The organism is Pseudomonas sp. NPDC090752, assembly GCF_055584805.1.
The window spans coordinates 88,903-115,248 of sequence record NZ_JBVJLI010000009.1 but is presented as its reverse complement, the minus strand read 5'-3'; the positions used below and the strand labels follow the sequence as shown (position 1 = coordinate 115,248).

Annotated in this window: 22 protein-coding genes; 18 read left to right on the top strand and 4 right to left on the bottom strand. The window is 63.8% G+C overall.

The window, feature by feature from the left end:
• Positions 1-100: 100 nt before the first annotated feature.
• The 8 genes from ACZ6YA_RS14275 (at position 101) to ACZ6YA_RS14240 (ending at position 8,960) form a co-directional block, all read left to right on the top strand.
• Positions 101-883, top strand: a complete 783-nt coding sequence (locus tag ACZ6YA_RS14275; RefSeq protein ID WP_465897771.1) for a sulfite exporter TauE/SafE family protein — start codon at positions 101-103, stop codon at positions 881-883.
• A 16-nt stretch (positions 884-899) separates the two neighbouring features.
• Positions 900-1,709: a prolipoprotein diacylglyceryl transferase gene (lgt, locus tag ACZ6YA_RS14270; protein WP_012312269.1), complete on the top strand. Its 810-nt coding sequence runs from the start codon at positions 900-902 to the stop codon at positions 1,707-1,709.
• Between the two features lie 48 nt (positions 1,710-1,757).
• Complete coding sequence (locus ACZ6YA_RS14265; RefSeq protein ID WP_465897769.1) at positions 1,758-2,729, top strand: thymidylate synthase; 972 nt, start codon at positions 1,758-1,760, stop codon at positions 2,727-2,729.
• 229 nt (positions 2,730-2,958) lie between these two features.
• Positions 2,959-3,111, top strand: coding sequence for a hypothetical protein (locus ACZ6YA_RS14260; protein ID WP_465897768.1), 153 nt, complete (start codon positions 2,959-2,961; stop codon positions 3,109-3,111).
• A 69-nt stretch (positions 3,112-3,180) separates the two neighbouring features.
• Positions 3,181-4,431 (top strand): HlyD family secretion protein, encoded by a 1,251-nt coding sequence (locus ACZ6YA_RS14255; RefSeq protein ID WP_465897767.1) that lies wholly within the window; start codon positions 3,181-3,183, stop codon positions 4,429-4,431.
• Positions 4,428-6,584 (top strand): peptidase domain-containing ABC transporter, encoded by a 2,157-nt coding sequence (locus ACZ6YA_RS14250; RefSeq protein WP_465897766.1) that lies wholly within the window; start codon positions 4,428-4,430, stop codon positions 6,582-6,584. The genes ACZ6YA_RS14255 and ACZ6YA_RS14250 overlap by 4 nt, the downstream gene beginning before the upstream one ends.
• A complete protein-coding gene (locus ACZ6YA_RS14245) occupies positions 6,577-7,572 on the top strand; it encodes a lysophospholipid acyltransferase family protein (RefSeq protein ID WP_465897765.1) in 996 nt (331 codons plus the stop codon). Before ACZ6YA_RS14250 ends, ACZ6YA_RS14245 begins: the two co-directional genes overlap by 8 nt.
• Positions 7,569-8,960, top strand: a complete 1,392-nt coding sequence (locus ACZ6YA_RS14240) for an efflux transporter outer membrane subunit (protein WP_465897764.1) — start codon at positions 7,569-7,571, stop codon at positions 8,958-8,960. Before ACZ6YA_RS14245 ends, ACZ6YA_RS14240 begins: the two co-directional genes overlap by 4 nt.
• A 9-nt stretch (positions 8,961-8,969) precedes the next feature.
• On the opposite strand, the gene cadR is transcribed toward ACZ6YA_RS14240, so the two are convergent.
• Positions 8,970-9,413, bottom strand: a complete 444-nt coding sequence (gene cadR / locus ACZ6YA_RS14235; protein WP_465897763.1) for a cadmium resistance transcriptional regulator CadR — start codon at positions 9,411-9,413, stop codon at positions 8,970-8,972.
• 84 nt (positions 9,414-9,497) lie between these two features.
• On the opposite strand from cadR, the gene ACZ6YA_RS14230 reads away from it, so the two are divergent.
• From ACZ6YA_RS14230 to ACZ6YA_RS14205, 6 genes are all read left to right on the top strand, one after another.
• Positions 9,498-11,705, top strand: a complete 2,208-nt coding sequence (locus ACZ6YA_RS14230) for a heavy metal translocating P-type ATPase (RefSeq protein ID WP_465897762.1) — start codon at positions 9,498-9,500, stop codon at positions 11,703-11,705.
• Between the two features lie 9 nt (positions 11,706-11,714).
• A complete protein-coding gene (locus ACZ6YA_RS14225) occupies positions 11,715-12,584 on the top strand; it encodes a LysR family transcriptional regulator (protein ID WP_465897760.1) in 870 nt (289 codons plus the stop codon).
• Between the two features lie 219 nt (positions 12,585-12,803).
• Entirely contained in the window at positions 12,804-13,862 is a 1,059-nt protein-coding gene (locus ACZ6YA_RS14220; RefSeq protein WP_465897758.1) for a putative 2-aminoethylphosphonate ABC transporter ATP-binding protein, read from the top strand.
• 1 nt (position 13,863) lies between these two features.
• A complete protein-coding gene (locus ACZ6YA_RS14215; RefSeq protein WP_465897757.1) occupies positions 13,864-15,579 on the top strand; it encodes a putative 2-aminoethylphosphonate ABC transporter permease subunit in 1,716 nt (571 codons plus the stop codon).
• Between the two features lie 30 nt (positions 15,580-15,609).
• Positions 15,610-16,635, top strand: a complete 1,026-nt coding sequence (locus ACZ6YA_RS14210) for a putative 2-aminoethylphosphonate ABC transporter substrate-binding protein (protein WP_465897756.1) — start codon at positions 15,610-15,612, stop codon at positions 16,633-16,635.
• A 17-nt stretch (positions 16,636-16,652) separates the two neighbouring features.
• Entirely contained in the window at positions 16,653-17,201 is a 549-nt protein-coding gene (locus tag ACZ6YA_RS14205; protein ID WP_465897755.1) for a phosphonate degradation HD-domain oxygenase, read from the top strand.
• A gap of 126 nt (positions 17,202-17,327) precedes the next feature.
• Here ACZ6YA_RS14205 and ACZ6YA_RS14200 read toward each other — a convergent pair whose 3' ends face one another.
• Positions 17,328-18,692, bottom strand: a complete 1,365-nt coding sequence (locus ACZ6YA_RS14200) for a GTPase/DUF3482 domain-containing protein (RefSeq protein ID WP_465897753.1) — start codon at positions 18,690-18,692, stop codon at positions 17,328-17,330.
• Positions 18,685-20,076 carry a DUF2868 domain-containing protein gene (locus ACZ6YA_RS14195; RefSeq protein WP_465897752.1) on the bottom strand — a complete coding sequence of 464 codons (1,392 nt, stop codon included), beginning with the start codon at positions 20,074-20,076 and terminating at the stop codon, positions 18,685-18,687. Before ACZ6YA_RS14195 ends, ACZ6YA_RS14200 begins: the two co-directional genes overlap by 8 nt.
• A 54-nt stretch (positions 20,077-20,130) precedes the next feature.
• Between ACZ6YA_RS14195 and ACZ6YA_RS14190 the strand changes: the two genes are divergently transcribed.
• The 4 genes from ACZ6YA_RS14190 to ACZ6YA_RS14175 all read left to right on the top strand — a co-directional run bounded on the left by ACZ6YA_RS14190 (position 20,131) and on the right by ACZ6YA_RS14175 (position 24,752).
• Positions 20,131-20,649: a dihydrofolate reductase gene (locus ACZ6YA_RS14190; protein ID WP_465897751.1), complete on the top strand. Its 519-nt coding sequence runs from the start codon at positions 20,131-20,133 to the stop codon at positions 20,647-20,649.
• 74 nt (positions 20,650-20,723) lie between these two features.
• Complete coding sequence (locus ACZ6YA_RS14185) at positions 20,724-21,257, top strand: RNA polymerase sigma factor (protein WP_465897750.1); 534 nt, start codon at positions 20,724-20,726, stop codon at positions 21,255-21,257.
• Positions 21,254-22,234, top strand: a complete 981-nt coding sequence (locus ACZ6YA_RS14180) for a FecR family protein (RefSeq protein WP_465897749.1) — start codon at positions 21,254-21,256, stop codon at positions 22,232-22,234. Before ACZ6YA_RS14185 ends, ACZ6YA_RS14180 begins: the two co-directional genes overlap by 4 nt.
• A gap of 133 nt (positions 22,235-22,367) precedes the next feature.
• Positions 22,368-24,752, top strand: a complete 2,385-nt coding sequence (locus tag ACZ6YA_RS14175) for a TonB-dependent siderophore receptor (RefSeq protein ID WP_465897747.1) — start codon at positions 22,368-22,370, stop codon at positions 24,750-24,752.
• 35 nt (positions 24,753-24,787) lie between these two features.
• Here ACZ6YA_RS14175 and ACZ6YA_RS14170 read toward each other — a convergent pair whose 3' ends face one another.
• Positions 24,788-26,179 carry an L-cystine transporter gene (locus ACZ6YA_RS14170; protein ID WP_465897746.1) on the bottom strand — a complete coding sequence of 464 codons (1,392 nt, stop codon included), beginning with the start codon at positions 26,177-26,179 and terminating at the stop codon, positions 24,788-24,790.
• Positions 26,180-26,346 lie beyond the last annotated feature (167 nt).

Sequence of the window (26,346 nt, the reverse complement as noted above, 5' to 3'; positions counted from 1 at the left end):
ACCCACTGCGGCGGCGGTGATCCATCCTGTCACAGAGTTCACTAGAGCCTCGTGCCCGGCTTCCGTTACCATGCCGCATTGTTTTTCTCGGGGACGACGAATGGAGTTCGCACTCTATCTGCTGTTGGGCGCCTGCGCCGGCGTGCTGGCCGGGCTGTTCGGCGTGGGCGGGGGCATCATCATCGTGCCGGTGCTGGTGTTCAGCTTCACCTTGCAGGGCTTCGACGCATCCGTGCTGACCCACCTTGCAGTCGGCACTTCGCTGGCCACCATCGTCTTCACCTCGATCAACGCCGTGCTCGAGCACCATCGCAAGGGCGCCGTGCAGTGGCCCATTTTCGCCTGGATGACCGTCGGCATCCTGCTCGGCGCCCTGGTCGGTGCCAAGACCGCTTCGCTGATTCAGGGCCCGCAGTTGCAGAAGATCATCGGCGTGTTCGCGCTGATCATCGCTGTACAGATGGCACTGGACTTCAAGCCCAAGGCCAGCCTTGGCATCCCCGGCAAGCCGGCGCTGATCGGCGCGGGTGGGGTGATCGGCTGGGCGTCGGCGATCTTCGGCATTGGCGGAGGCTCGTTGACCGTACCGTTCCTGACCTGGCGCAGCCTGCCGATGCAGCAGGCAGTCGCCACTTCCTCGGCCTGCGGCCTGCCGATTGCCGTGGCCAGCGCGTTGAGCTTCATGTGGTTGGGCTGGCACGAACAACACCTGCCGGCGCACAGCGTGGGCTATGTCTATCTGCCAGCGCTGGTCGGCATTGCCGTGACCAGCATGTTTTTCGCCCGCTTCGGCGCGCGCCTGGCGCACAAGCTGTCGCCGCGCCTGCTCAAGCGTCTGTTCGCCGCGCTGCTGTTCTGCGTTGGCCTGAGCTTCCTGATTTGAAACGAGAGGAATACCCATGCTGCCTTACCCGCAGATAGACCCCGTGGCCGTGGCCCTCGGGCCGCTGAAAATCCACTGGTACGGCCTGATGTACCTGATCGGCATCGGTGGCGCCTGGCTGCTGGCTTCGCGCCGGCTCAACCGCTTCGACCCCACCTGGTCGCGCGAGAAACTCTCCGACCTGGTGTTCTGGTTGTCGATGGGGGTGATCGTCGGCGGGCGCTTGGGTTACGTGCTGTTCTACGACCTGCATGCCTACCTGGCCAACCCGACGCTGATCTTCGAGGTGTGGAAGGGCGGCATGTCGTTCCACGGCGGCTTCATCGGCGTGATGCTGGCGGCGCTGTGGTTCGGCAAGCGCAACAACAAGTCGTTCTTCGAACTGATGGACTTCGTCGCCCCGCTGGTGCCGATTGGCCTGGGTGCCGGGCGCATCGGCAACTTCATCAATGCCGAATTGTGGGGCAAAGCCACCGACGTGCCGTGGGCAATGGTCTTCCCCCCGTTCAGTGACCCGGCCCAGCTACCCCGTCATCCGTCGCAGCTGTACCAGTTCGCCCTGGAAGGTGTGGCATTATTCGTGATTCTTTGGTTGTACTCGCGCAAGCCGCGCCCGACCATGGCTGTTTCCGGCATGTTCGCGCTGTTCTACGGTATTTTCCGCTTTATCGTGGAGTTCGTGCGGGTGCCTGATGCCCAGCTTGGCTATATTGCCTTCGGCTGGTTGACCATGGGTCAGTTGCTCTGCGTGCCGATGATCGTCGGCGGCTTGTTCCTGATCTGGTTGGCCTACAACCGCAAACCTACGGCGAAACCAGCCGTCTGATTTTCACGGCAGGGGCGATCCCCCTGCCGTTCTTGTTACAGGAAAGTCATGAAACAGTATCTAGATCTGGTCCGCGACGTCATCGAAAACGGCACGCTGCAAGGCAACCGCACCGGCATCCGCACCATCAGCCTGCCGGGCGCCATGCTGCGTTTCGACCTGCAGAAGGGCTTCCCGGCCATTACCACGCGCAAGCTGGCGTTCAAGTCGGCCATCGGCGAGATGGTCGGCTTTCTGCGTGGCGTTAAAAACGCCGGTGAGTTTCGCGAGCTGGGCTGCAAGGTCTGGGACCAGAACGCCAACGAAAACGCCCAGTGGCTGGCCAACCCGTTCCGCCAAGGCCATGACGACCTCGGCGAAATTTATGGCGTGCAATGGCGCCAGTGGCCGGGTTACAAGCGCATCCCGCTGAACAACCCGGCGGCGATCGAGATGGCCGAAAAAGCCGGCTTCCGCCAGATCGCCCAGGACGAGGAAGACGGCCAGGCGTTCGTCATTCTGTACAAAGCCATCGACCAGGTGCGCCAGTGCCTGGACACCATCGCCAACGACCCAGGCAGCCGGCGCATCCTGTTCCATGGCTGGAACTGCGCACAGCTGGACGAAATGGCGCTGCCGCCGTGCCACCTGCTGTACCAGTTCCACCCGAATGTCGAGACAAAGGAGCTTTCCCTGACCCTCTACATCCGTTCCAACGACCTGGGCCTGGGCACACCGTTCAACCTCACCGAAGGCGCAGCGCTGCTGTCGCTGTTCGCCCGCCTGACCGGTTACACGCCGCGCTGGTTCACCTACTTCATCGGCGATGCCCATGTGTACGAAAACCACCTGGACATGCTCAACGAGCAGCTCAAGCGCGAGCCGCTGGAAGCGCCGAAGCTGGTGATCAGTGAGCGCGTGCCGGACTTTGCCAAGACTGGCAGGTACGAGCCGGAGTGGCTGGAGAAGATCGAGCCGAGCGACTTCAGCCTGGAAGGTTACGAGCACCATGCGCCGATGACGGCGCCGATGGCGGTCTGATCTCAAGCCTTCCAATCACCGGGCTGTCAGTCTTCCCAGCAGCCCGGTTGACTTTTCCTACATCGCCAATCTTCGCGCTCCCACATCGCCACCTTGTTGACTCAGGGACAATTACCCGGCCTCCCAGCAAGCGCCACGCCGCTTGCTGGCGGCGGTAATGGCGAGCGTTTTCCATACAGCAACCGCTCGGCGTCGCCTTCCCTTCGATAATAAAAAACGAGGTGTCGATATGTACCCACAAGCGGAAACTACCCACGCTCCACTGGAAATGACCCTGGAAGAAACCCTAGAGGTACGAGGCGCTGGCACCTGGGCTGACGTTGGCCAGGCAATCGGCCAAGTGATCGACACGGCCATTGTGGTGGCCAAAACCGTCAGCTGAGGCCTCGACGCCTTCAATTGAGGGGAGTGGCGCCGCTCCCTTCCTCACGCTGCCTCGAGGGCATTTGCCATGTTGGAACTGGGAAGGGTCGCCCAGCGTGCGCCAGTGCGCAGCCTGGTCTTCGGTTGGCTGCTGTGTCTGTTTTTTTTTATGCTCGTCATCCTGTTGCTGGCGGGTGAGTATGCGCGCAAGGAAGAGGTCCAGGGCCGTATCCTGACCCGCGATGTGGTACGCATTGCCAGTGAAGGCAATGTGCATGTCCAGGAAGTTCTGGTAACGGCCGGGCAAGCGGTACACAAGGACCAACCCCTGCTGCGGATTCGCCCGCAGGAGCCTGAGAATTTCAGCGAAGCCAGTGGCCAGACCACCGCCGCGCAAAGCGCCGAGCGCCTGGACAGCCTGCTGGCCGACACCCACAGCGACGAGCAGCATGCCCGTGAGCTGAATCAGTCCCAAACCCAGTCCCTGGCCCTGCAAATCGAGCAGTTGCAGGCCGATCTGGTACTGAACGACCAGATCGAGCAGTCGATCCGCCGTCGCGTCAACATTGCCGCAGGCCTGCAGCGGCGTCACGAGCGCCTGGCGCGCGAGGGCGCGGTGTCCGAGGCCGCGTTGAATGAAGCCATCGTGCGCCACGAAACTGCTCGCCAGAACCTGGCCAGTAATCAACAGGCCAACGTTGCCGCGCGCCAACGCCTCCTGGAGTTGCAGCAACGCAGCCGCGACGCCGGCCACCAGATGACCTTGCGCCTCGGCGAAATCGCTCGGCAGCGTCATGAGCTGCTGGAGCGCCGTGAAACCCTGAACAAGCGCCAGCAGTACGTGTTGCTGTCTCCGGTGGACGGCATCGTCGACGGCGTCTCGGTATTTGCCGGCAGCCTTGCCCAGGCCGGCCAGCCAATGATGCTGTTGCGCATCGATCAACCCGAGCGGCCGGCGCCTACGGTGATGCTGGATATCAGCCCCTCGAGCATCGGTTTCGCAAGCCCCGGAACGCCGGTGATCGTCCGGGTCGACGCCTTTCCCTACGAGCGCTATGGCGTAGTCAAAGGGCGCATCGTGCACAGTACCGCCAGTACCTACCGCGACACGCCACTCGGTGCTGCGGCCAATGCGCAGGGCGAGGCCATGTATGTGGTGGAGGTTGCCTTGGATTTCAGTGACCCGCGCACGCGTATCCGCGAAGCCTGGCTCAAGGACGGCATGACCCTGCGCGGTTCGCTGCGGCTGGAGCCTCTGAGCCTGATCGAGTGGCTATTCCTGCCTCTGCTCAAGGGCAGCCAGCGTAATCCCGACTTCCTCTATGGCGTGGCGACATGACCGTGTTAGGGGATGCGTTGAGCCGCGCCAGGCGCCTGCTCCGCCCGCGGGTGCCGGTGATTCTTCAGGACGAGATGGCCGAGTGCGGCATGGCGGCCATTGCCATGATCGCCAGCTACCACGGCCAGGCCACCACCTTGCGGCAGATGCGCCAGCGCTGCACGGTGGCCCGCGATGGCATGTCGCTGTTCCAGATCATCAGGGTGTGCGAAGCCTCCGGGTTCGCTTGCCGGCCACTCAAGGTGATGCTCGACGGTCTGCGCCAGGTACGCGCGCCATCGATCCTGTTCTGGAACAAGATGCACTTCGTGGTGCTGGAGGCGGTGGATGGGCGCGGCCTGCACATTGTCGATCCTGCCTTGGGGCGGCGTTTCTACACCTGGGAAGAAGCGCTGCCGCTGTTCAGTGGCGTGGCCCTGGAGTTGGTGCCAGGCTTGCAGTTCACCCTGCGTCGGGCCAGCCCCGCGGGTCAGGCCCTGGGCTTCGGCAGTGTGCTCTCCGGCAACCCTTGGCTGCTGCGCTACCTGATTCCCATGGGCCTGTTGGCCATCGTCGTTTATCTGGGCGCCATCGCCGCGCCGAAGCTGTTCTCGCTGACCATCGATGAAGTCGTGGCGAAGAACGACGCCGACTTTCTATTTCTGATCCTCTATGTGTTCGGCGCTGTCTTCCTGCTCAAGACAGCGGCCGCCTGGGTGCGCACCTGGCTTGATGCGCAGCTGCGCATCGCCCTCAGCCAGGACTTGGGCATCGGCGTGGTGGCGTGGTTGTTGCGCTTGCCCGTGAACTACTTCGAACGGCGGGCGCCGGGGGATATCCTGCGGCGCACCCAGGCCAGCGACCGCGCCTACATCCAGTTCACCGCGGGCTGGATGGACTTGGTGATCGATGCGCTCTTTGGTCTTGCCTTCCTCGGCCTGATGGCGCTGATCAATCTGCAACTGGCGGCGCTGTCCCTGGGTCTGTGCTTGCTGTTTTTCCTGTTTCGCCTGCTGACCCTGCCGATGATGGAGCGTACTCACAAAGCCTCGATCGAAGCCGAAACCGCCAGAAACGTGACCCTCTTAGGCACCCTCGGCGCGGTGGAGTCGATGAAGCTCTACCGCTACGAAGGCACCAAACTGGCATGCTGGAGCAATCAGCACGTCGAGACCGAAGCCGCCCGCGCCCGGGTGCAGCGCCTTCAGGCCATGAATGGCGTGGTGCATGAGGGCTTGTCCCACGGCCATTCGTTGCTGGTCAGTGCACTGGGGGCCTTTGCCGTTTTGCAGGGCGAGAACAGCATCGGCGATCTGTTTGCTTTCGTGCTCTACAAGGACATGTTCATGGGCTGCACCCTCAAGGTGCTCGACCGTTATGCCAACTTGCGTCTGATGCGGGTGGAGCTAAGCCGGGTGGAAGATATCGTCGACGAACAACCCGAGGCGTCGGATGACAATCTCTACCAGGCGCGAGTCGACGAAGCCGCACCGATGCTGCAAAGCCTGCAGGTGCGTGGCGGGGTGTTCCGCTACAGTAGTTTCGAGCGGCCGGTATTCGCCGATGTCGACCTGCACCTGGTGGCCGGCAGCAAGGTCGCCATTTTCGGGCCATCGGGGTGCGGCAAAAGTACGCTGCTCAAGGTATTGGCAGGCTTCTATCGGCTCGATGACGGGCAGTTCGAGGTCAATGGCATTGCACTTCAGCGGTTCGGCCTGCAGCGCTTTCGGCAGCAGCTGGCCTATGTCACAGCCCATGACGAAATCATCACTGGCAGCGTGACCGACAACATCACGCTCGACAGCGACCGTGTCGACGGGGCCTGGTTGCAATCCTGCATAGAGCAGGCTGGCCTCCTGGCGGCGGTGCAAGGCTTGACCAACGGCTTCAATACCACCTTGGGGCCGACTGGCGTGCAGCTTTCCACCGGTCAGAGACAACGGCTGTTGATCGCCCGTGCGCTGTATCGACGCCCGCAAATGTTGCTGTTGGACGAACCTACCTCGCACTTGGATGCCGATGCCCGTGACCGGATCATCGCCACCCTTGAGCAGTTGTCCACGCTGTGCGTGATCGTGACCCATGATCCGGAAGTCGCCAAGGCCTGTGATCGCGTGTTGCGCATGCACGCTGGGCAGTTGCAATCGATACCGGGGGGAGCGTTGCGTGACTGAGCCTGCTCGTGTTGGCTGGCGCATGCGCTATTGGCTGTTACGCATGAGCGCCAGGTCCTGTCTGACTCAGGGGGTGGCGCGATGCTTGGCATGGATTGCGCGCTTTCTGCCGTTGGGATGGCTGTTCCGTGTGCTCCCCGCGCTGTTGCAGCGCTTGCCGGCGGCTTGGCGCGGCAAGGATTACAGCCTGTGCCGACAGAACCTGGAAGCCCTGGGCTATGCGCGACCGCAGGCGCAGGCCCTGGCCTGCCGTTATGGTGTGTTGCAGTTGCAACGGGCCGTGCACGAGCGGCTTTACCCGCGTAGCCAGCCACAGGCGCTCAGGGCGTGGGTGGACAGCATTCCCGAGGTCGATCCGCAGAGTTGGCCTCCCGCGAGCCGGCCGGCCCTGTATCTGCTGCTACACACGGGCGAATACTGGATGGCGGTGGCCAGTGTCATGGCCCGTGAAGCTTCGCCGACGCGATTCGTGATCCCGATCTGGAACTTCACTGACGCCTTCACCCAGGCTTCGCTGCGGCAACTCGAAGGGCTGGGTCATCGCGTGGAAGTACTCGACGCCGCGCACCCAACCGCGGCGCTGACCATGACCCGTGCTTTGAAGCGCGGGGCGCGGGTCATTCTGTTCTGCGACCTGCCGGTTGGCCTGGGGGCCTTGCGCTTTGGTGAGCCACTGCCCGGCAGGCTATTCAATCGGTCAGCTCAGTTCGTTAAAGGGCCACTGTTCTTGGCCGCGAAGCTGCAGTGCGATGCCTTGCTGGTCGGCCATCGGGCGGTATTGGGCGGCAAAGGTGAGGTGCGCATTCTGACGCGTGTCCGTGCAGCACCGCTGGAGGTCATGCAGAAAGGATGGATGGCGGCGCTTGAGCGCTTTATCGGCGCAGCGCCGGAACAGTGGCTGTATCTGCCCCGGCTCGAAGCCTTCTACCATCGCCAGCGGTCGGCGGGGGAACAGCGTGGCTCGGCAGGCTTGGCCGGCAGACGATGAGATGGCCTAAGGTTTGCGCAGTGGCTACCTGCCTGGCTTTAGCCGGCTGTTCTTTCGTGCCCACCTATGAGCGGCCTCACGCTCCCGTCGCGCAACAGTGGCGCGACCAACCCGCGCAACCCGCTGCCGCGCTGTTGCCCGATTGGCAGCGGATGTTCAACGACCAGCACCTGCGCGCGTTGATCGCCCAGGCGCTGGAGCATAATCGAAGCCTGCGAATCGCGGTGCAGCGGGTCGACGAAGCCCGGGCGCTGCTCGGTATGGCGAGTGCCGAGCTGTGGCCGACCCTGGGCATTAAAGGGTCAACCCAGCGTCGGCAGCAGTCTGCGCTGGACTCAGGGGGCCAACGGACGTTCATTGAGCCGGGGCGCTTCAGCTTGGGCATCGGCATCACCGCCTATGAGCTGGATATCTGGGGACGTGTGCGGGCACTGCGCGAGAGTGCGGATCAGCAGTTGCTGGCGACCGAAGAAGATGCCCGAGCTGTGCAGATCGGCCTGGTGGCCGAGGTGGCCGCAGCCTACTACGAAACCCTGGCTTACATGAATTTGCGCGAACGCGATGGGCAGTTGCTTGCCGTTGGGGAGCGCTCGCTGGCGCTGATTCAGCGGCGGCGTGGACAGGGCCTGGCCAGCGAACTGGAAGTGCGCCAGGCACAGGCACTGGTGTTGGGGGTGGCGGGCACACTGGCGAATGCCGAGCGGGCGCATGTGCTGGCGGTCAACCGCCTGGAACTGCTCACAGGTGCGAGAGTGACGCCGTCCCGGATGCAGCCGGCAGCGCTGGAAGGCGAGGCGGTATTGGCGCCGATTGCGGCCGGGCTCCCATCGGACTTGCTGACCCAACGCCCTGACATTCGCGCCGCCGAGGCCCGGTTGAAAGCCTTCAATGCCAATATCGGCGCGGCGCGGGCGGCTTACCTGCCGCGCATTTCGCTGACCGGCTTGCTGGGATTGAGCAGTCCGGAGCTGAACCAGCTGTTTCGCGGTGGGGCTAAGGCCTGGTCGTTTGTGCCCGAGGTGTCGTTGCCCGTGTTCGACTTCGGTCGTCGGGGGTCGCAACTGGCATTGGCCAAGGCCCAGCGGAATATTGCCGTGACTGAATATGAACAGGCCATCCAGCAGGCATTTCGCGAAGTGGCCGATGCATTGGGATCGACGGAACCGCTGCGCCGCGAGCTCGAAGCACAACGGTTGCTGGTGGCGAATGAACGGCGCCGGGTGGAGCTGGCAACCTTGCTGTACGAGGACGGCCTGAACAGCTACCTGGAAGTACTGGATGCACAACGCAGCCTCAGCACAGCACAGCAAGGGTTCATCCGAGCACAGTTGGCCGGGCTGGGTAACCGTTTGTCGTTGTACAAGGCATTAGGGGGTGGCTGGGGCTGAAGTGGGAAGCTAATGCCCGTGACTGCGCCCTACATGCGAATGCTCGGTTTCCGGTACCGATACCGCCCCATTCACTTCCAGTTGCTGCAGGATTGCACACTCGGCCCCCTGAGCATTGCAGCGCTGACGCAGCTCCACCAACTGCGCCTGCAACGCCACCAGCCCATCGATCCGTGCCTGCACATGCTCTATATGTTCGTCGATCAACGCATTGACGCTGCCGCATGAGCCATCTGGGCTGTCGCGCAGGCGCAGCAGGCTACGGATTTCGTCGAGGGTCATGTCCAGGGTGCGGCAATTACGGATGAATGTCAGGCGCTCGACATGGGCCTGGGTATACAGCCGGTAGTTGCCGTCGGTGCGCGCTGGCTCTGGCAGCAGTTGCTCCCGCTCGTAATAGCGGATGGTTTCCACGGCGCAGTCGGTGGCTTTGGCCAGCTCTCCGATCTTCATGGCGAAATCTCCAGCAGTTAGGCTTGACCCTATAGTGGCTACAGGGTGTTCACTTAGCAACAGGCTCTCTTTAAGGACGACCCCATGAACCAGCCTGTCAGTCACGAACACGCACATGACCACGCCCACAGCTGCTGTGGCACCCATGCCGCGCCGGCCCTCGTGCAACTGAGCGAAAAGGCCAGTGATACCGCCCGGCTCAGCCGCTTCCGCATCCAGGCCATGGACTGCCCCACCGAGCAGACCCTGATTCAGGACAAGCTGGGCAAGCTGGTCGGTATCGAGCAGTTGGAGTTCAACCTGATCAACCGCGTGCTCGGCGTGCGCCATACCCTGGCCGGCACCGCCGAAATCGAGCGGGCCATCGACAGCCTGGGTATGAAGGCCGAACCGTTGGCCGATGAAGATCAGGGCAGCACCGCCACGCAACCGGTCAAGACCCGCTGGTGGCCGTTGGCACTCTCCGGCGTTGCGGCGATCGCCGCCGAAATCATCCATTTCAGCGCCTTGGCCCCCGAGTGGCTAGTGGCCGCGCTGGCGCTGGTGGCGATTCTCGGTTGTGGCCTGGGTACCTACAAGAAGGGCTGGATTGCCCTGAAAAACCGCAATCTGAACATCAACGCCTTGATGAGCATCGCGGTGACCGGCGCGGTATTGATCGGCCAGTGGCCGGAAGCGGCGATGGTCATGGTGCTGTTCACCCTTGCCGAGCTGATCGAAGCGCGTTCCCTGGACCGGGCCCGCAATGCCATCAGTGGCCTGATGCAGCTCACACCGGACATGGCCACGGTGCAGCAGGCCGATGGCCAATGGCGCGAAGTCGAAGTGCGCGACGTGGTGATCGGTACGCATGTGCGGGTGCGTCCCGGCGAGCGGATTGGTCTCGATGGCGAAGTGATCAGTGGGCAGTCCAGCGTCGATCAGGCGCCGATCACCGGCGAAAGTCTGCCGGTCGAGAAAGCCGCTGGCGACAAATTGTTCGCCGGCACCATCAACCAGGCCGGCGCTCTGGAGTACCGCGTCATCGCCGCGGCTGGCCATTCCACCCTGGCACGCATCATCAAGGCCGTCGAAGAAGCGCAGGGCGCCCGTGCGCCTACTCAGCGTTTCGTCGACACCTTCTCGCGCATCTACACCCCCGTGGTGTTCGCCCTGGCACTGGCCGTGGCGATCATCCCGCCGCTGTTCATGGCCGGCGCGTGGTTCGACTGGGTCTACCGGGCGCTGGTGCTGCTGGTGGTGGCGTGCCCCTGTGCGCTGGTGATCTCCACCCCGGTGACCATCGTCAGTGGCCTGGCCGCCGCAGCGCGCAAAGGCATCCTGATCAAGGGGGGTGTCTACCTGGAGGGCGGGCGCAAGCTCGACGCCCTCGCGCTGGACAAGACCGGCACGATTACCCACGGCAAGCCGGTGCAGACCGATGTAAAGGTGCTCGACCCGCTGTTCGAAGGCCGTGCTCAAGCCCTGGCTGCCAGCCTGGCGGCGCGCTCCGACCACCCGGTATCCGGAGCCATTGCTCAGTTCGCCAAGGCACAAAACCTGCCGCTGAGTGACGTCAGCCAATTCGCCGCCCTTGCCGGGCGCGGGGTGCGCGGCGACATCGATGGGCAAACCTACCACCTGGGCAACCATCGCCTGGTCGAAGAGCTGGGCCTGTGTTCGCCGCAACTGGAAGCACAGCTGGATGCGCTCGAGCGTCAGGGCAAAACGGTGGTGCTGTTGCTCGACCGCTCAGGCCCGTTGGCGCTGTTCGCCGTGGCCGACACGGTCAAGGACAGCAGCCGCCAGGCCATCGCCGAACTGCATGCACTGGGTATCAAGACCGTCATGCTCACCGGTGATAATCCGCACACCGCCCAGGCCATCGCGGCCCAGGTCGGCATCGACCGCGCCGAAGGCAACCTGTTGCCAGCCGACAAGCTGGCCAGCATCGAGCAGTTGTACGCCCAGGGCCATCGAGTGGGCATGGTCGGTGACGGCATCAACGATGCGCCAGCCCTGGCCCGCGCCGAAATCGGTTTCGCCATGGCCGCTGCCGGTACCGACACCGCCATCGAGACCGCCGATGTGGCGCTGATGGATGACGACTTGCGCAAAATCCCGGCGTTCGTCAGGCTGTCTCGCCAAAGTGCGGCGATCCTGACGCAGAACATCGTTCTGGCGTTGGGCATCAAGGCGATATTCCTGGCGATCACCTTTGCCGGCATGGCCACCTTGTGGATGGCGGTGTTCGCCGACATGGGCGTCAGCCTGCTGGTGGTGTTCAACGGTCTGCGCCTGTTGCGCAAATGAGGTCCTGCAATGCTGAGTGCCGAGCTCAAAGCCTTCTACATGGTGGCCCGCCTGGGCAGCATCACCCTGGCGGCGAAGAAGCTTGGGCTCAGCCAGCCGACGGTGACCACGCAGATCCGCAACCTGGAGAGCCAGTACGCGGTGGAGCTGTTCTACCGTGGGGGCCGGCGCCTGGTGCTGAGCGAGGAGGGCGTGCGCCTGCTGCCGATGGTCAAGGCGCTGTTGCAGCAGGAGGCCGACATCGAGTTCGAACTGCGCAACAGCGGTCAGCAGCAGGGCAGCCTGCGCATTGCTGCCACTGCGCCGTATTACATCCTCGACTTGATGAAGATCTTCCGCGAGCGCCTGCCGCAGGTGGAAGTGGCGGTGGAGATCGGCAACTCGCAGCAGGTGCTGGAGATGCTCGAAGACTACCGCGTCGATATCGCTGCTTCATCACAACTGCTTGAGGATGCTCGGCTGATACGGCGCGTACTCGGCACCGATCCACTGGTGGTGGCTGTGCACCGTAATCACCCATTGGCCCAGCGCCACACGGTGTCCATCGACGCGGTGGCAGGGCATTGCCTGCTGATGCGCGAGCAGGGCTCGACCACCCGCAAGCTTACCGAGCAGATGATGCAGGATGCCGGGGTGAAGGCCGGGGCATTGCTGGAGATCGGCAGCCGCGAGTCGATCCGCGAGGCGGTGCTGCGCAATATCGGCATCAGCGTGATTGCCCGGCATGAAGTGCCGCACAATCCCGAGTTGCGGGTGCTGACACTGGAGAATGCCCCCGTTATGCATGAATACCTGTACTGCCTGAAAGAGCGGCGCCAGGCCAGGTTGCCGGCGGCTTTTCTGGGTGTGGCGCAGGAAGTGGTGGGGTCGCAGTTCTAGGTCTGCGCCGGCCTCTTCGCGGGGCAAGCCCGCTCCCACGGATTATCCCTTCATCCTGAGAGCGGGGGGATACCTGTGGAAGCGGGCTTGCCCCGCGAAAGGGCCGGCTTGGCCACTACAAAATCTGCCTATACCACTATCACCCGCTTTTGCCTAAACGCCACAGAACCTTCGCACAGCCTTCCTAGCATGGCCCCATCTGCTAGATGAGGCCTTGCCATGAACCACGCCACCCCTGGCGCACAGATGAAAGTGCGCGGTATCCACAAGCGTTTCGGCGCCTTCACGGCGCTGAACGATGTCTCCCTGGACATCGCCGCGGGCGAACTGGTCTGCCTGCTCGGCCCTTCGGGCTGCGGCAAGACTACCCTGCTGCGCTGCATCGCCGGCCTTGAGCGCCAGGACCGTGGTGAGCTGTTCATCGGCGAGCGCGACATCTCCGAACTGCCGCCCCAAGCGCGTGATTACGGCATCCTGTTCCAGTCCTACGCGCTGTTTCCCAACCTCACCGTCGAAGCCAACATCGCCTACGGCTTGACCGGCAGCGGTCGTGACGCAAGCCGCCAGCGTGTTGGCGAGATGCTCGAACTGGTAGGCCTGACCGGCAGCGAAAAGAAATACCCCGGCCAGCTCTCCGGCGGCCAGCAGCAACGCGTGGCTCTGGCCCGCGCGCTGGCCCCGTCGCCTTCGCTGCTATTGCTCGATGAGCCGATGTCGGCCCTGGATGCGCGAGTTCGTGAGCACCTGTGCACCGAACTGCGCCAGCTGCAACGCCAGCTGGGCATCACCACGCTGATGGTCACTCACAACCAGGACGAGGCCATGCTCATGGCCGACCGCATCGCGGTGATGAACAACGGCCAGGTCGAGCAATACGCCACGCCACAGGAAATCTACGACCAGCCCGCCACACCGTTCGTCGCCGAATTCGTCGGCCAGGGTAATTGGCTGCCGTTTCAGCGCACTGGCGACAGCCACGCCCAGGTCGGGGGCATGAACATGCGTCTGGCATCTGGTGCGCCGCGCGCCAGCAGTGGCCGGTTGTTCTGCCGCCCGGAGGCAATTACCGTCAACCCGACGGTGCATGAGGAAAACCTGTTTCCAGCCAAGGTCCGCGAGATCACTTTCCTCGGCAACCGCTGCCGTATGAGTTTCGAACTCCAGGCCCTGCCGGGCCATGCCCTGCTCGCCGAGCTGGCGCCAGAAGCCATGCCGCGTCTGGGCTCGCAGGACATCTGGGTGGCGCTGCCGCCGCAGAGCCTGCAGGTGTTTGCCTGAGATGGCCGCGTCAATGACCCTGCCGCTCACCCAGGCCAAGCGCGGTGATGTCGCCTTGGGTGACCGCCTGTTCGTCGTCGGTGGCAAGAGCCTGCTGCTGATCCTGCTGTTGCTGGCGGTGCTGATGCCGTTGCTGGCGATCTTCTGGCGTGGCTTCAGCGGCGATGCCGGCCAGGGTGGTGGCTTGTTGGCCGCCCGTGAGTTGTTCGCCAGCGAGAATTTCCACTGGCTGCTCGGCAACAGCTTGTCGGTGGCCTTCACCGTTGTCGCGATCGTGATCCCACTGGCCTACCTGTTCGCCTATGCCCTGCAACGCACGCTGATACCGGCCAAAGGCCTGTGGCGGGGCATCTCGCTGCTGCCGTTGCTGGCGCCGTCGATGCTGCCGGCCATTGCCCTGGTGTATCTGTTCGGCAACCAGGGCCTGCTGCGCGGGCTGCTTAGCGACAACATCTATGGCTTCTGGGGCATTGTCCTGGGCGAGGCCATCTACACCTTCCCGCATGCGCTGATGATCCTGCTGTCGGCCTTGTCGCTGGCCGACGCGCGGCTGTTCGATGCTGCCTCCAGCATGGGCGCCGGACCGTGGCGGGCGTTTCGCAGCATCACCTGGCCGGCCACGCGCCAGGCGGTGTTCGCGGCGTTCTGCCTGGTGTTCACCCTGACCATCACCGACTTTGGCGTACCTGTGGTGGTTGGCGGCGACTACCAGGTGCTGGCACTGGAGGCCTACAAGGCGGTCGTCGGCCAGCAGCAATTCGGCCGAGGGGCATTGATCGGTATGGTGTTGCTGGTGCCGGCGTTGCTCAGCTTCGCGGTCGACGCCTGGCTGCGCCGCCGGCAGGGCGAGTCCATGAGCGGCCGCGCCCAGGTGTTCGAGCCCAAGCCGTCACGTGGCCGGGATGCCTGCTACCTGGCCATCGTACTGCTGGTGTGCGCTGCGCTGGTGGGGGTGATCGGCATGGCGGTGTACTCGTCGCTGGTGACCTTCTGGCCTTACAACATGACCCTGTCGTTCAAGCACTACATGTTCGAGGACACCGCCGGTGGCGGCTGGTTGGCGTACCGCAACAGCGTGACCATGGCCCTCGGCACCGCGCTGATCGGCAGCATTGTGATCTTCGCCGGTGCCTACCTGATGGAGAAAACCTCGGGCCAGCGTCTACTCAACCAGGCTTTGCGCCTGCTCAGCTTCATCCCGATGGCCGTGCCGGGCCTGGTGCTCGGCCTGGGTTATGTCTTCTTCTTCAACCTCAACGGCAACCCGCTGCATGTTTTTTACGGTGGCATGGGGCTGCTGGTGGTATGCACCATCGCCCATTACCTGACTACCGCGCAGATGACCGCCACCACCGCGCTGCGCCAGCTTGATGGCGAGTTCGAAGCCGCTGCGCTGTCACTCAAGGCGCCGCTGTACAAGCACTTTGTGCGGGTCACCGTGCCGATCTGCTTGCCGGCGCTGCTGGACATCATCCGCTACCTGTTCGTCTCGGCGATGACCACCGTTTCGGCGGCGATCTTCCTCTACAGCCCGGACACCATCCTCGCCGCCGTTGCCGTTCTGAACATGGACGATGCCGGCAACGTCGGCGGCGCTGCCGCCATGTCGACCTTGATCCTGCTGACCAGCGCCATTGCATCCCTGCTGCTGGCCGGTGCTTCCCGCGGCCTGCTGCGCCGTTCCCAGGCCTGGCGCCAGCGCGCGCCAAGCCATTGACCGACTGCCCACTCTGATAGGAACCGCATCATGTTCAAGCCCCTTGCACTTGCCGCTGCCGTATCTGCCGTATTCAGCCTGCAGGCTTCGGCCGCCAGCACGCAGCTGACTGTCTACACCGCCCTGGAAGCCGAGCAGCTCAAGAGCTACAAACAGGCCTTCGAGAAGGCCAACCCGGACATAGAGATCAAGTGGGTGCGTGACTCCACTGGCATCATCACCGCCAAGCTGCTGGCCGAAAAAGACCGCCCGCAAGCCGATGCGGTGTGGGGGCTGGCGGCTTCAAGCCTGGCTATCCTCGACCAGAACGGGATGCTCGAAGCCTATGCACCGAAGGACCTGGGCAAGATCTCCGCCAACTACCGAGACGCCGCCAACCCGCCAGCCTGGGTCGGCATGGACGTGTGGGCCGCGACCATCTGCTTCAACACCATCGAGGCCGAGAAGCAAGGTCTGAGCAAGCCGATCAGCTGGCAAGACCTGACCAAGCCGGAGTACAAGGGCAAGATCGTCATGCCTAACCCGGCGTCGTCGGGAACTGGCTTCCTTGACGTGTCCGCCTGGTTGCAGACCTTTGGCGAACCCCAGGGCTGGGCCTACATGGATGCCCTGCACCAGAACATCGGCCAGTACGTCCATTCCGGTTCCAAACCGTGCAAGCTGGCGGCGGCGGGCGAGTTCCCGATCGGCATCTCGTTCGAGTACCCGGCCGTGCAGCTCAAGCGCCAGGGCGCGCCGCTGGACATCGTCTTGCCGAAAGAAGGGCTAGGCTGGGAGATCGAGGCGACCGCATTGATCAAAGGTTCGCCGAAGGCTGAAGCCGCCAAGCGCCTGGCCGACTTCTCGGCAAGCCCGGCGGCGATGGAGCTGTACAAGGAAAACTTCGCGGTGCTCGCCGCACCGGGCATTGCCAAACCGCAGACCGAACTGCCGGCCGACTATGAACAGCGCCTGATCAAGAACGACTTTGCCTGGGCCTCGAAGAACCGGGACCAGATCCTGGCCGAGTGGCGCAAGCGTTACGACGGCAAGTCGGAGAAGGTGGCGCAGCAGTAATCACAGGAATCAGGTTAATGACCACGCCAGCCCAGATCATCGACAACACCTTTGCTCTGTACGCGCGCCACGGCAGCGACGACTACATCGGCGAAGCCATCACCCAGTTGGAGCACATGTCCCAGGCCGCGCAACTGGCCATGGCCGAAGGTTTCGACGATGAAGTGGTACTGGCCGCGTTCTTCCACGATATCGGCCACTTGTGCGGCGGTGACGGTGACATGGGTGGTTATGGTGTGGTCAGCCATGAGCGCATCGGCGCCGAGTACTTGCGCCGTTGCGGCTTTGGCGAGCGCATGGCGCGGCTGGTGGAGTATCACGTTGAGGCCAAGCGCTACCTGACGTTGCGCCAGCCGGCGTATTACTCACGGTTGAGCGAGGCCAGCCGGCGGACGTTGGAATATCAGGGGGGCGTGATGACTGAAGCGCAAGCGGATGCCTTCGAGGGCGACCCGCTGTTCAGCGTGAGCCTGCGGATGCGCGAGTGGGATGAGCGGGCCAAGGAGGTGGGGGTGCCGGTGATTGATATGGCGATGTTGAAAGGGAAGGCGTTGGCACTGCTCTGAATTGTTGATCGCTTTTACCGGCCTCTTCGCGGGCAAGCCCGCTCCCACAGAATCTCCGCAGTACTCAGGTTCAGCGGGGTTCCTGTGGGAGCGGGCTTGCCCGCGAAGAGGCCCGAACAGACACCCTCAAATCTGCAGCACCAGCGCCTCCAACTGCTCTTGCCGCTCAGCCTGATTCACCCGCGCCCCAGGGTTGAGCGTCGACCATTGCGGATGCGCCCGGGCCTTGCTCAAGGCCTCAGGCAGCTTGCCTTCGCGCCAGGCCTTGTCATCCAGTTCACCCAGGCGAATGCTGTTCTGCGCCGCATGCCCGCGGCTATCCAGCGCCGCCATCAACTGCTGCTGACGTAGCGCCAGTAATCGCAGCACGGTGTCGTCCACGGTCAGCTCACGTTGGCCTTTCAATTTGCCCATCAACCGGGAGCCATAATTGCGCGCAGTCTGTAGCGCCCCCCCGGCAATGGCACCGGCCAGGGCGGCAGCACCGAGGGTCAGGCCACCCACCAGCAAGTCGACACCCGCACCTGCCGCCGCACCTGCCGCCACGCCGCTGCCCAGGCGCACGCCGAGCAACTTCAACGTTTCGGGATTGAACAAGTCATCGCCCCAGCGCCCATCCAGCAACGGCAGATCCCCGGCATTGGCATCCTCGCGACGGAACGCATAGAGCTTGAGCAACGCTTCGACACAGCGCTGCTCACGCTGGCGCACGTCCTGGCGCAGCGCTTCGATGGCCTTGGCCTCGGCGGCAGGGTCGGCCTCGACACTGCGTCTGCAAGCGGCGCAGTCGAGCAGCAGTTCGGCAATCAAGCGCTTGCCGCTGAGCTGACGGGCCAGGCGCTGGGCCTGCTGGTCGTCGATCAACCGTTGCAGCGCCGGGCGGGCGTCTTCCAACAGCAACGCCAGGCTTTCGTACAGGCGGCGCTCGCCGTCTTCCGGGGGCGCGACGCTGTCGAAACGTACCAGCGCATGCAGGCCCAGACGGGCTAGGGCGTCGCGCCATTCGGGCTCGCGGTGCTGGCTGCTGGCGACGAAGTTGAGTACCGGCAGCAGCGGTTTGCCACAGCTGGCCAGCACTTCCAGTTCGTCACGGTACTTGGCCAGCACCGGTTCGCGGGCGTCGATCACATACAAGCCGGCATTACTGGCCAGCAACTGGCGCAGCACCTTGGCTTCCTGTTCAAAGCGCTGGCGTGCTTCGCTGCCCTGCAGAAAACGCTCCAGACGGGCCGGACCGTCAAGACGCTCTCCCGGGCGCTCCAGGCGTTCCAGGTAATCGAGCAGCGCGATGGCATCTTCCAGGCCGGGAGTGTCGTAGAGTTCGAGTAGCGCTTCGCCGTCCACCGACAGGCGCGCGCCTTCCACGTGACGAGTGGTGCTCGGGCGATGGGACACCTCGCCGAAGCCGACATCCCGCGTGAGGGTGCGCAGCAGCGAGGTCTTGCCGACGTTGGTGTGGCCGACCACGGCCAGTTTCAGCGGCTCAGTCATGGCCATGCTCCAGCCAGGTCAGCGGTGAGGTGTCGGCGTGCGGGAGGCCGAGGCGTTCGAGGGCTTCGTGCCAGTCACCCAGGCGCTCGGCGTCAAGGGCCTGGCCGGGGGCTGCCTGCAGCAGCCAGATGCGCGTGGCGCCGGCATTGCGCGCCAGCTCCGCCAGCAACGCGAGGCTGCCACGGTCCGGCGAACGGCGGGGGTCGCAGGCAATGGCCAGGCGCGCCGGCGGGAAGCGGCTGAGCTGCTCCAGCAGGCGATTGCGCGACTCGCGGCTGTCGAGCACACCGGCGTCGGTCACGCCCTTGCTCAACGCGGGGGGCCAGGGGCGTTGGTCATCCAGCTCCAGCCCGACCAGCAGTGCACCGCTGCTGCCGGATTCCAGCTGACCGGCCTGAAATTGTGGCAGTGATTGCGGGGCCACATCCTGCACGCCGATGCGCTCGCTGCGGGGCATCAGTGCTTCTCGCAGTTGCGCGTAGCCCGGCAGGCTGAGGTCCAGTGCCAGGCGTTGGCGGCCCTGGCGCCAACGCCACAGGCACAGCCCGGCCAATAGCAGGCGCGGTAACAGGCCATACACCAGCACCACGCCGAGCAGCCAACTGGCCCAAGCCTGGCGGGCGATGTCCAGGGCCGGCAGGGTGTCGCCGCTGATACGGATCATGCTTTCGTCCGGCACGGCAAAGCCGAGCAGCGAGGGCAGGGCGCCGAGGGCCTGGGTCAAATGCACGAAGGGTTCGGCGGCGAGCAGGGTGGTCTCCCAGACGAAGCCATAACGACGAGTGGCGAGCAGTGCCAGCAACAGCGCCAGTGCACTGAGCATGGCCAGCGCCCACAGGCTGTGGACCAGCAGGCCAAGCAGCCAGCGGTTCAGGCGTTGGCGTTGCAGCAGCACCAACAGTGCCGGCGCCAGGTGCGCAGCTTTGGCGTCGCGGGCGAAGCGCTCACTGAGCCATAGCCACAGGCGCCCGAGGTTGGCACCGTGTTCGCCGCTCAAGGCCAGGCCCGCAGCCCAGCCCAGCAGCATCAGCAGGTTCAACCCGAGCAGGCTGCCCAGCGCCCAGAATACGTTGACCGGGCGTTGCCCGTCGCCGAGGGCGGCAAAGGCCAGGCCCGCGCCACTGACCATTGCCACTAGCAACAACGCCAGCAGCGCTAGGCGCGCACCTTGCTTCCAGTGTTGCAGGGCGGTGGTGATGCCGTCGCGCTCGGCCAGGAACATTGCGCGCGCTTCGATGCGCGCTGCCAGGTCGCCGCCGTGCTGGCGGGCGTGGCGGTTGGCCTCCTGGTCTTCCAGGGGGCCGGTGTGTTCCTCGCGCAGGCGTATTGCTTCGGTGAGCCAGCGTTTGTCCAGTGGAGTCGGTCCAGTCACAAGGTCTTCCATTGCACGGTTCAGGGCAGAAGCATAACCCACCATGGGTTTGCTATCCTCGCCGGCATGACTACCTCACTCCCCCTCAGCCTGATCGCGGCGCTCGCCGAGAACCGCGTGATCGGCATCGACAACTCCATGCCCTGGCATCTGCCGGGGGACTTCAAGTACTTCAAGGCCACCACCCTGGGCAAGCCGATCATCATGGGCCGCAAGACCTGGGATTCACTCGGTCGGCCGTTGCCGGGTCGCCTGAACCTCGTGGTCAGCCGCCAGCCGGGCCTGGTGCTGGCCGGCGCCGAAGTGTTCGCTTCGCTGGAGGCGGCGCTGGTGCGTGCCGAGCAGTGGGCGCGTGAGCACCGCGTCGATGAGCTGATGCTGATCGGCGGCGCGCAGCTGTATGCGCAGGCGCTGGAGAAGGGCCTGGTCAGCCGCATGTACCTGACCCGGGTGGAGCTGGAGCCACAGGGCGATGCCTGGTTCCCCGCGTTCGACGAGGAGCAGTGGCAGCGGGTGTCCAGCGCGCCGCAAGCCGCTGAAGGCGAAGGCCCTGCTTACCACTTCGATGTCTGGGACAAACGCTGACCGGCAGCAATTGCGAATTCATCTCATCTTCTGCTAGCGTGCGCACCTCTTGAGGCTTAGAGCCAGGATGCGCCGTGTCTTCATGGAACAAGCAGATCGCCCGGCTGTTCACCGAGCACAAGAAGGCGCTGGAAGCCTTTGTCGCCAGGCGTACGGGCAATGCCCAGGTGGCCGCTGACCTGACTCAGGAGTCGTTCCTGCGCCTGGCGCGGTTGCCGGCCGACAAGCAGATCGACAACCTCCCGGCCTTCCTCTTCACCATCGCCAGCAACCTGGTGCGTGACCACCAGCGCCAGGCCATCCGCCGCGAGCGCCTTGAAGGCGGCGAGCCGAGCGACGAGTTGGCCAGTGACGCGCCCGCCGCCGAAGACCAGTTGGCCGACCTGCAGCAACAGGCGCTGATGCAGGCGGCGATTCAAGCCTTGCCCGAGGCGACCCGGCATATCTTCCTGCTTTATCATGTCGACGGCTGCAGCTACCGGGAAATCGGTGAGCGCATGAACATCACCGCGCGCAGCGTCGAATACCAGCTGCGCCGAGCGCTGCTCGACTGCCGTGCCTTCATCAAGGCGCAACTTGCTGCCCCTGCGCGGATGCCACGGCCATGAGCTTCGATTCAGAGAATGCGAAAACCCCGATGAGCGAAATGCCCGACAGCGAGCAGTTGTTCGCCGAAGCGACGGCCTGGTATTACCGCCTGCAGGCGGATGACGCCACGCCTGAAGAGCATGAGGCGTTCGCCGCCTGGAAAGGCCAGGGGCCGGAGCGGGTGCAGGCCTGGGACGAGGTGGTCGTCCTGCTGGGCGCTCTGCAAGCGCCCGCCAGGCAACTGCGCGAGCAGCAGCGTGCACAGTGGCGCAGACCGGCGCGCCGTACGTGGCCGCTGGCGGCGCGGGCTGTCGCGGCGCTGCTGTTGCTGGGGCTGCTGATTGGCCAGACGCCGTGGCTTGACCGCTGGCGAGCCGACTATGCCACGGCGACCGGCGAGTCCCGCAGCATCCAGCTTGGTGACGGCTCGCGGTTGCAGCTCAATACCGACACCGCTGTGCAGGTAGATCTGGCGCAAGACGAGCGGCGGGTCAGGTTGCTGCGCGGCGAGGCCTGGTTCGAGGTTAGCCGCGACCCGGCCCGGCCGTTCGTGGTGCACTCCGGTGAGGGCTGGGTGCGCGTCGTCGGTACCCGTTTCAGTGTTGCCCAGGATGATCGACAAACGCGGGTGAAGGTCGACGAGGGCAAAGTCGAAGTCAGTTCAGGCGCCGCCAGCGCCTTCCTCACCCCAGGGCAAGCGGTCGATTACGCGGCAGGCACGTTGGCCGCCACCCACCCGTTCGAACCGGCCAGCGCATTTGCCTGGCGCCAGCGGCAACTGGTGTTCAGCCAGCAGCCCCTGGCGGATGTGGTCGCCGAGTTGAACCGCTACTGGCCGGGCCAGACACTGTTGCTGGGCGATAAGCTGCGCCAGCGCAAGGTCTCGGGGGTATTCGACATCGACAAGCCACAGGCTGTGCTGAAGGCCCTGACCCACACGCTGGGCCTGCGTGCCGACCAGTACACGCCCTATTTGCGCGTGCTGCGCGAAGGCTGAGCGAAAAAACTTTCAGAAAGTTTCGGGGTTTATCTGCAGGTCGTCGTCCTTGATGGGGTAGGCGCAAATAATAAGCACTCTCAGACAGTGCCGCGCCGCCGTTCACTTGGATGATTTCGGGGGAGCTTCACCCATGCAGACTACCGCCACTCGCACCGCGCTGGGCCTTGCCATTGCGCTTGGCTGCGGCATTCAGGCCATGCCACTGCCAGCCTTTGCGGCCACCCAGGCACAGGTCTACCGCTTCGATATTCCGGCACAGTCGCTGGACGCGGCGCTGGCCGCCTTCAGTGCAGTTACGCGCGTACAGGTGCTGGTGCCTGGCGAGTTCACCCGTGGGCTCAGCTCGCCAGGGGTGAGTGGCAGTTATCCACAAGACCAGGCGCTGGCTCGCCTGCTCGGTGGTACCGGGCTGAGTCCCGCCTATATCGATGGCGACAGCGTGACCCTGGAGCGCCCACGCGCTGCCGGTGACAGCTCGCTGCAACTGGGTGCGACCAAGATCGACAGCAAGCTGCTGGGCGCGACCACCGAGGGCAGTGGGTCATACACCAGCGGCGCTCTGACCATCGGCAAGGGTGAGCAGAAGCTCAAGGATATTCCCCAATCGGTCTCGGTGGTCACCCGCCAGCGCCTAGACGACCAGAACATGAACAGCCTGCAGGACGCCATGCGTCAGGTGACCGGCGCGACCATCAAAACCTACAACGCCGGCTCCAACCTGAACGACGTTTACATGCGTGGGTTCCTGGTTGACCAGGTGCAGATCGACGGCGTTTCCCAGCGCACCGGCCAGGGCGACATGGCCACCAGCTTCGACCTGGCGATGTTCGACCGGGTCGAAGTATTGCGTGGCCCTTCCGGGCTGTACCAGGGCGCGGGTGAACCCGGTGGCACCATCAACCTGGTGCGTAAACGTGCATTGGGGCAGTTTGCCTTGGGAGGCGAACTGTCTGCCGGCAGCTATGACCGTTATCACTCCAGCGTCGATGTCACCGGCCCGCTGAACGATGACGGCAGCCTGCGCGGGCGATTCGTCACCGCCTACGAGAACAACCAGTCGTTCGTCGATTACGCGCAGAACGAGCGGCCGATGGTCTATGGGCGGCTGGAATATGACCTTTCGCCAGCCACCACGCTGTCGCTGGGCGGCACTTACCAGCGCAACAACTCCACCCCGGCTTTCGGCTTGCCGGCCTACGCCAGTGGCAAGCTGCTCGATGTCAGCCGCTCGACCTTCGTCGACGCCAAGTGGAACGAGCTGGACGAGCGCTTGTGGGAAACTTTTTTCGAAGTCGACCATGCGCTGGACAACGGCGGCCAGTTCAAGACCTCGCTGACCTACCGCGATGCCGAAACGCCCACACGCAACTTTACCTGGAGCGACGGCGCGGTGGACCCGGAAACCGGCGCCAGCTCCGCGGTCGCCTATGCCTACTACACGCACATCAAGACCCTGGGCCTGGACAGCTTCGTCACTTTGCCGGTGGAGGCGTTTGGGCGCACGCACGAATTCACCCTGGGTGCTAAATATCAGCACCTGGACAAGGAATTCACCTACGGCGGTGGGGAGTACTTCGATATCAACGTGTTCGACCCTGGCAGTATCGATATCCCCAAGCGCGACTACGAAATGGTCAACGGCAACTGGTCGAAGTCGCACCAGTACGGGGTCTACGCCCGCACCAAGATCAGCGCGACCGACTGGCTGGACGTGATCCTCGGCAGCCGGGTGACCTGGTTCGACAGCGAGGCGCGCAACGCCAACCCGTTCTTCGACGACTTCTCCAATACCGACACCAACATCGACCGCAAGGTGATCCCCTACGCGGCACTGGTGGCCAAGCTCACTCCGGAGCTTTCGGCCTATGCCAGCTACACCAGCATCTTCAAGCCGCAGACGGAGGTCGATGCAGGCGGTCAACCCATCGACCCGCGCAAAGGCAAGCAATACGAGCTGGGCTTGAAGCGTGAGTTTCTCGACGGCCGGCTGAACGGCAGCGTGGCGTTGTTCCGGATCTACGACGAAAACCGTGCGGAGTCAGTCAGCCAGACGGCCTATTACGAAGCGCAAGCCAAGGTGCGCAGTCAGGGTTGGGAGACCGAGCTTTCCGGCAACCTGACCGACAACTGGAGCATCAGCACCGGCTACGCCTTCACGATGCTGAAGTCGATGAGCGATGAGAACTACCAGGGCATCAGCATCACGCCCAAGCACAACTTCAACCTGTGGACGCGCTACGCGTTCAGCGACGGGCCGCTGACGGGCTTCAACGTGGGCGGCGGGGTGCGGGTGGTCAGCGAAACCTACTACAAGCGTGACGTCGACTTTGTTCAGGGCGGCTACAGCGTGGCCACGGCGCAGGTGGGTTACCGCTTCAACAAGCACCTGTCGAGCACGCTTACCGCTAACAACCTGTTCGACCGCAAGTACTACGAGCGGGTAGACAGTGCCTGGGGCTCGAACTTCTATGGTGACCCACGCAACCTCACATTGACGCTGCGGGCCAGTTACTGATGGATTGAGTGGGGCTGCCTGCAGCCCCACTTCACTCAGGAATGGCTCAGTTCGGCATGCTCATCGCCGGCCAGCACATCCTTGTCAGTCTCTTTGAGCAACTGACTGGTTACTACGCCCGCCGTCATCGAGCCGTTCACGTTCAACGCGGTGCGGCCCATGTCGATCAGGGGCTCGACCGAAATCAGTAGCGCCACCAGCTCCACCGGCAAGCCCATGGCCGGTAGCACGATCAATGCGGCGAAAGTTGCACCACCGCCCACGCCGGCAACGCCTGCCGAACTCAGGGTGACGATGGCCACCAGGGTCGCGATCCACAGCGGGTCGAAGGTATCGATGCCCACGGCCGGGGCCACCATCACCGCGAGCATTGCCGGGTACAGGCCCGCGCAGCCGTTCTGGCCGATGGTGGTGCCGAACGAGGCGCTGAAGCTGGCGATCGACTGCGGCACGCCCAGGCGGCGGGTCTGCGCTTCGATGTTCAGCGGGATGCTGGCGGCGCTGGAGCGGCTGGTGAAGGCGAAGGTCAGCACCGGCCAAACTTTGCGGAAAAAGCGCAGCGGACTGACGCCGGTGGCGGCGAGGATGATGCCGTGCACCACGAACATCAGGCCCAGGCCGATGTACGACACCACCACGAAGCTGCCCAGCTTGAGGATGTCATCCATATTGGAGCTGGCCACGACCTTGGTCATCAACGCCAACACACCGTACGGGGTGAGCTTCATCACCACGCGTACCAGGCGCATCACCCAGGCTTGCAAGGTGTCGATGGCCGACAGGGCCCGCTGGCCTTTTTCGGTATCGTCCTTGATCAGCTGCAAAGCAGCCAGCCCGACGAACACGGCGAAAATCACCACGCTGATGATCGAGGTCGGCTTGGCCCGTGCCAGGTCACCCACCGGGTTGCTGGGGATGAACGACAGCAGCAATTGCGGGATATTGAGATCGGCGACCTTGCCCGCGTAATCGCTGTGGATGACCTGCATGCGCGCGCTTTCCTGGACACCGGCGACCAAACCCTCGGCGCTGAGGCCGAACAGGTTGGTCAGAACGATGCCGATAAGCGCAGCGATGGCGGTGGTCAGCAGCAGCGTACCGATGCTCAGCACGCTGATGCGGCCAAGCGAAGAAGCGTTATGCAGGCGTGCCACGGCGCTGAGGATCGAGGCGAAGATCAGCGGCATGACGATCATTTGCAACAGGCCAACGTAGCCATTGCCGACCAGGTCAAGCCAGCCAATGGTGGCTTTGAGCACCGGGTGGCCTGCACCGTAGATGGTGTGCAGCACCAGGCCGAAACCTACGCCCAATGCCAAGCCGAGCAGGACCTTCTTGGCCAGGCTCCAGTCGGTACGGCGGGTTTGCGCCAGGCCCAGCAGCAGGGCCAGGAACGCCAGCAGGTTGAGAGACAGCGGCAGGTTCATTGAAGCTCCAGGAAAAAGCAGAAGAAGCATCGCCTCTATGAGCGATTGCGAACGGAAATGCTAACAGGCTGAAAAGAAACGAATTTATATCTAAAAGTAATTTGCTTAGGTGATTTAGGAATAAGAGGGATGGGCGGCACTTAAAATTCGGATTTGCAATCACTGTG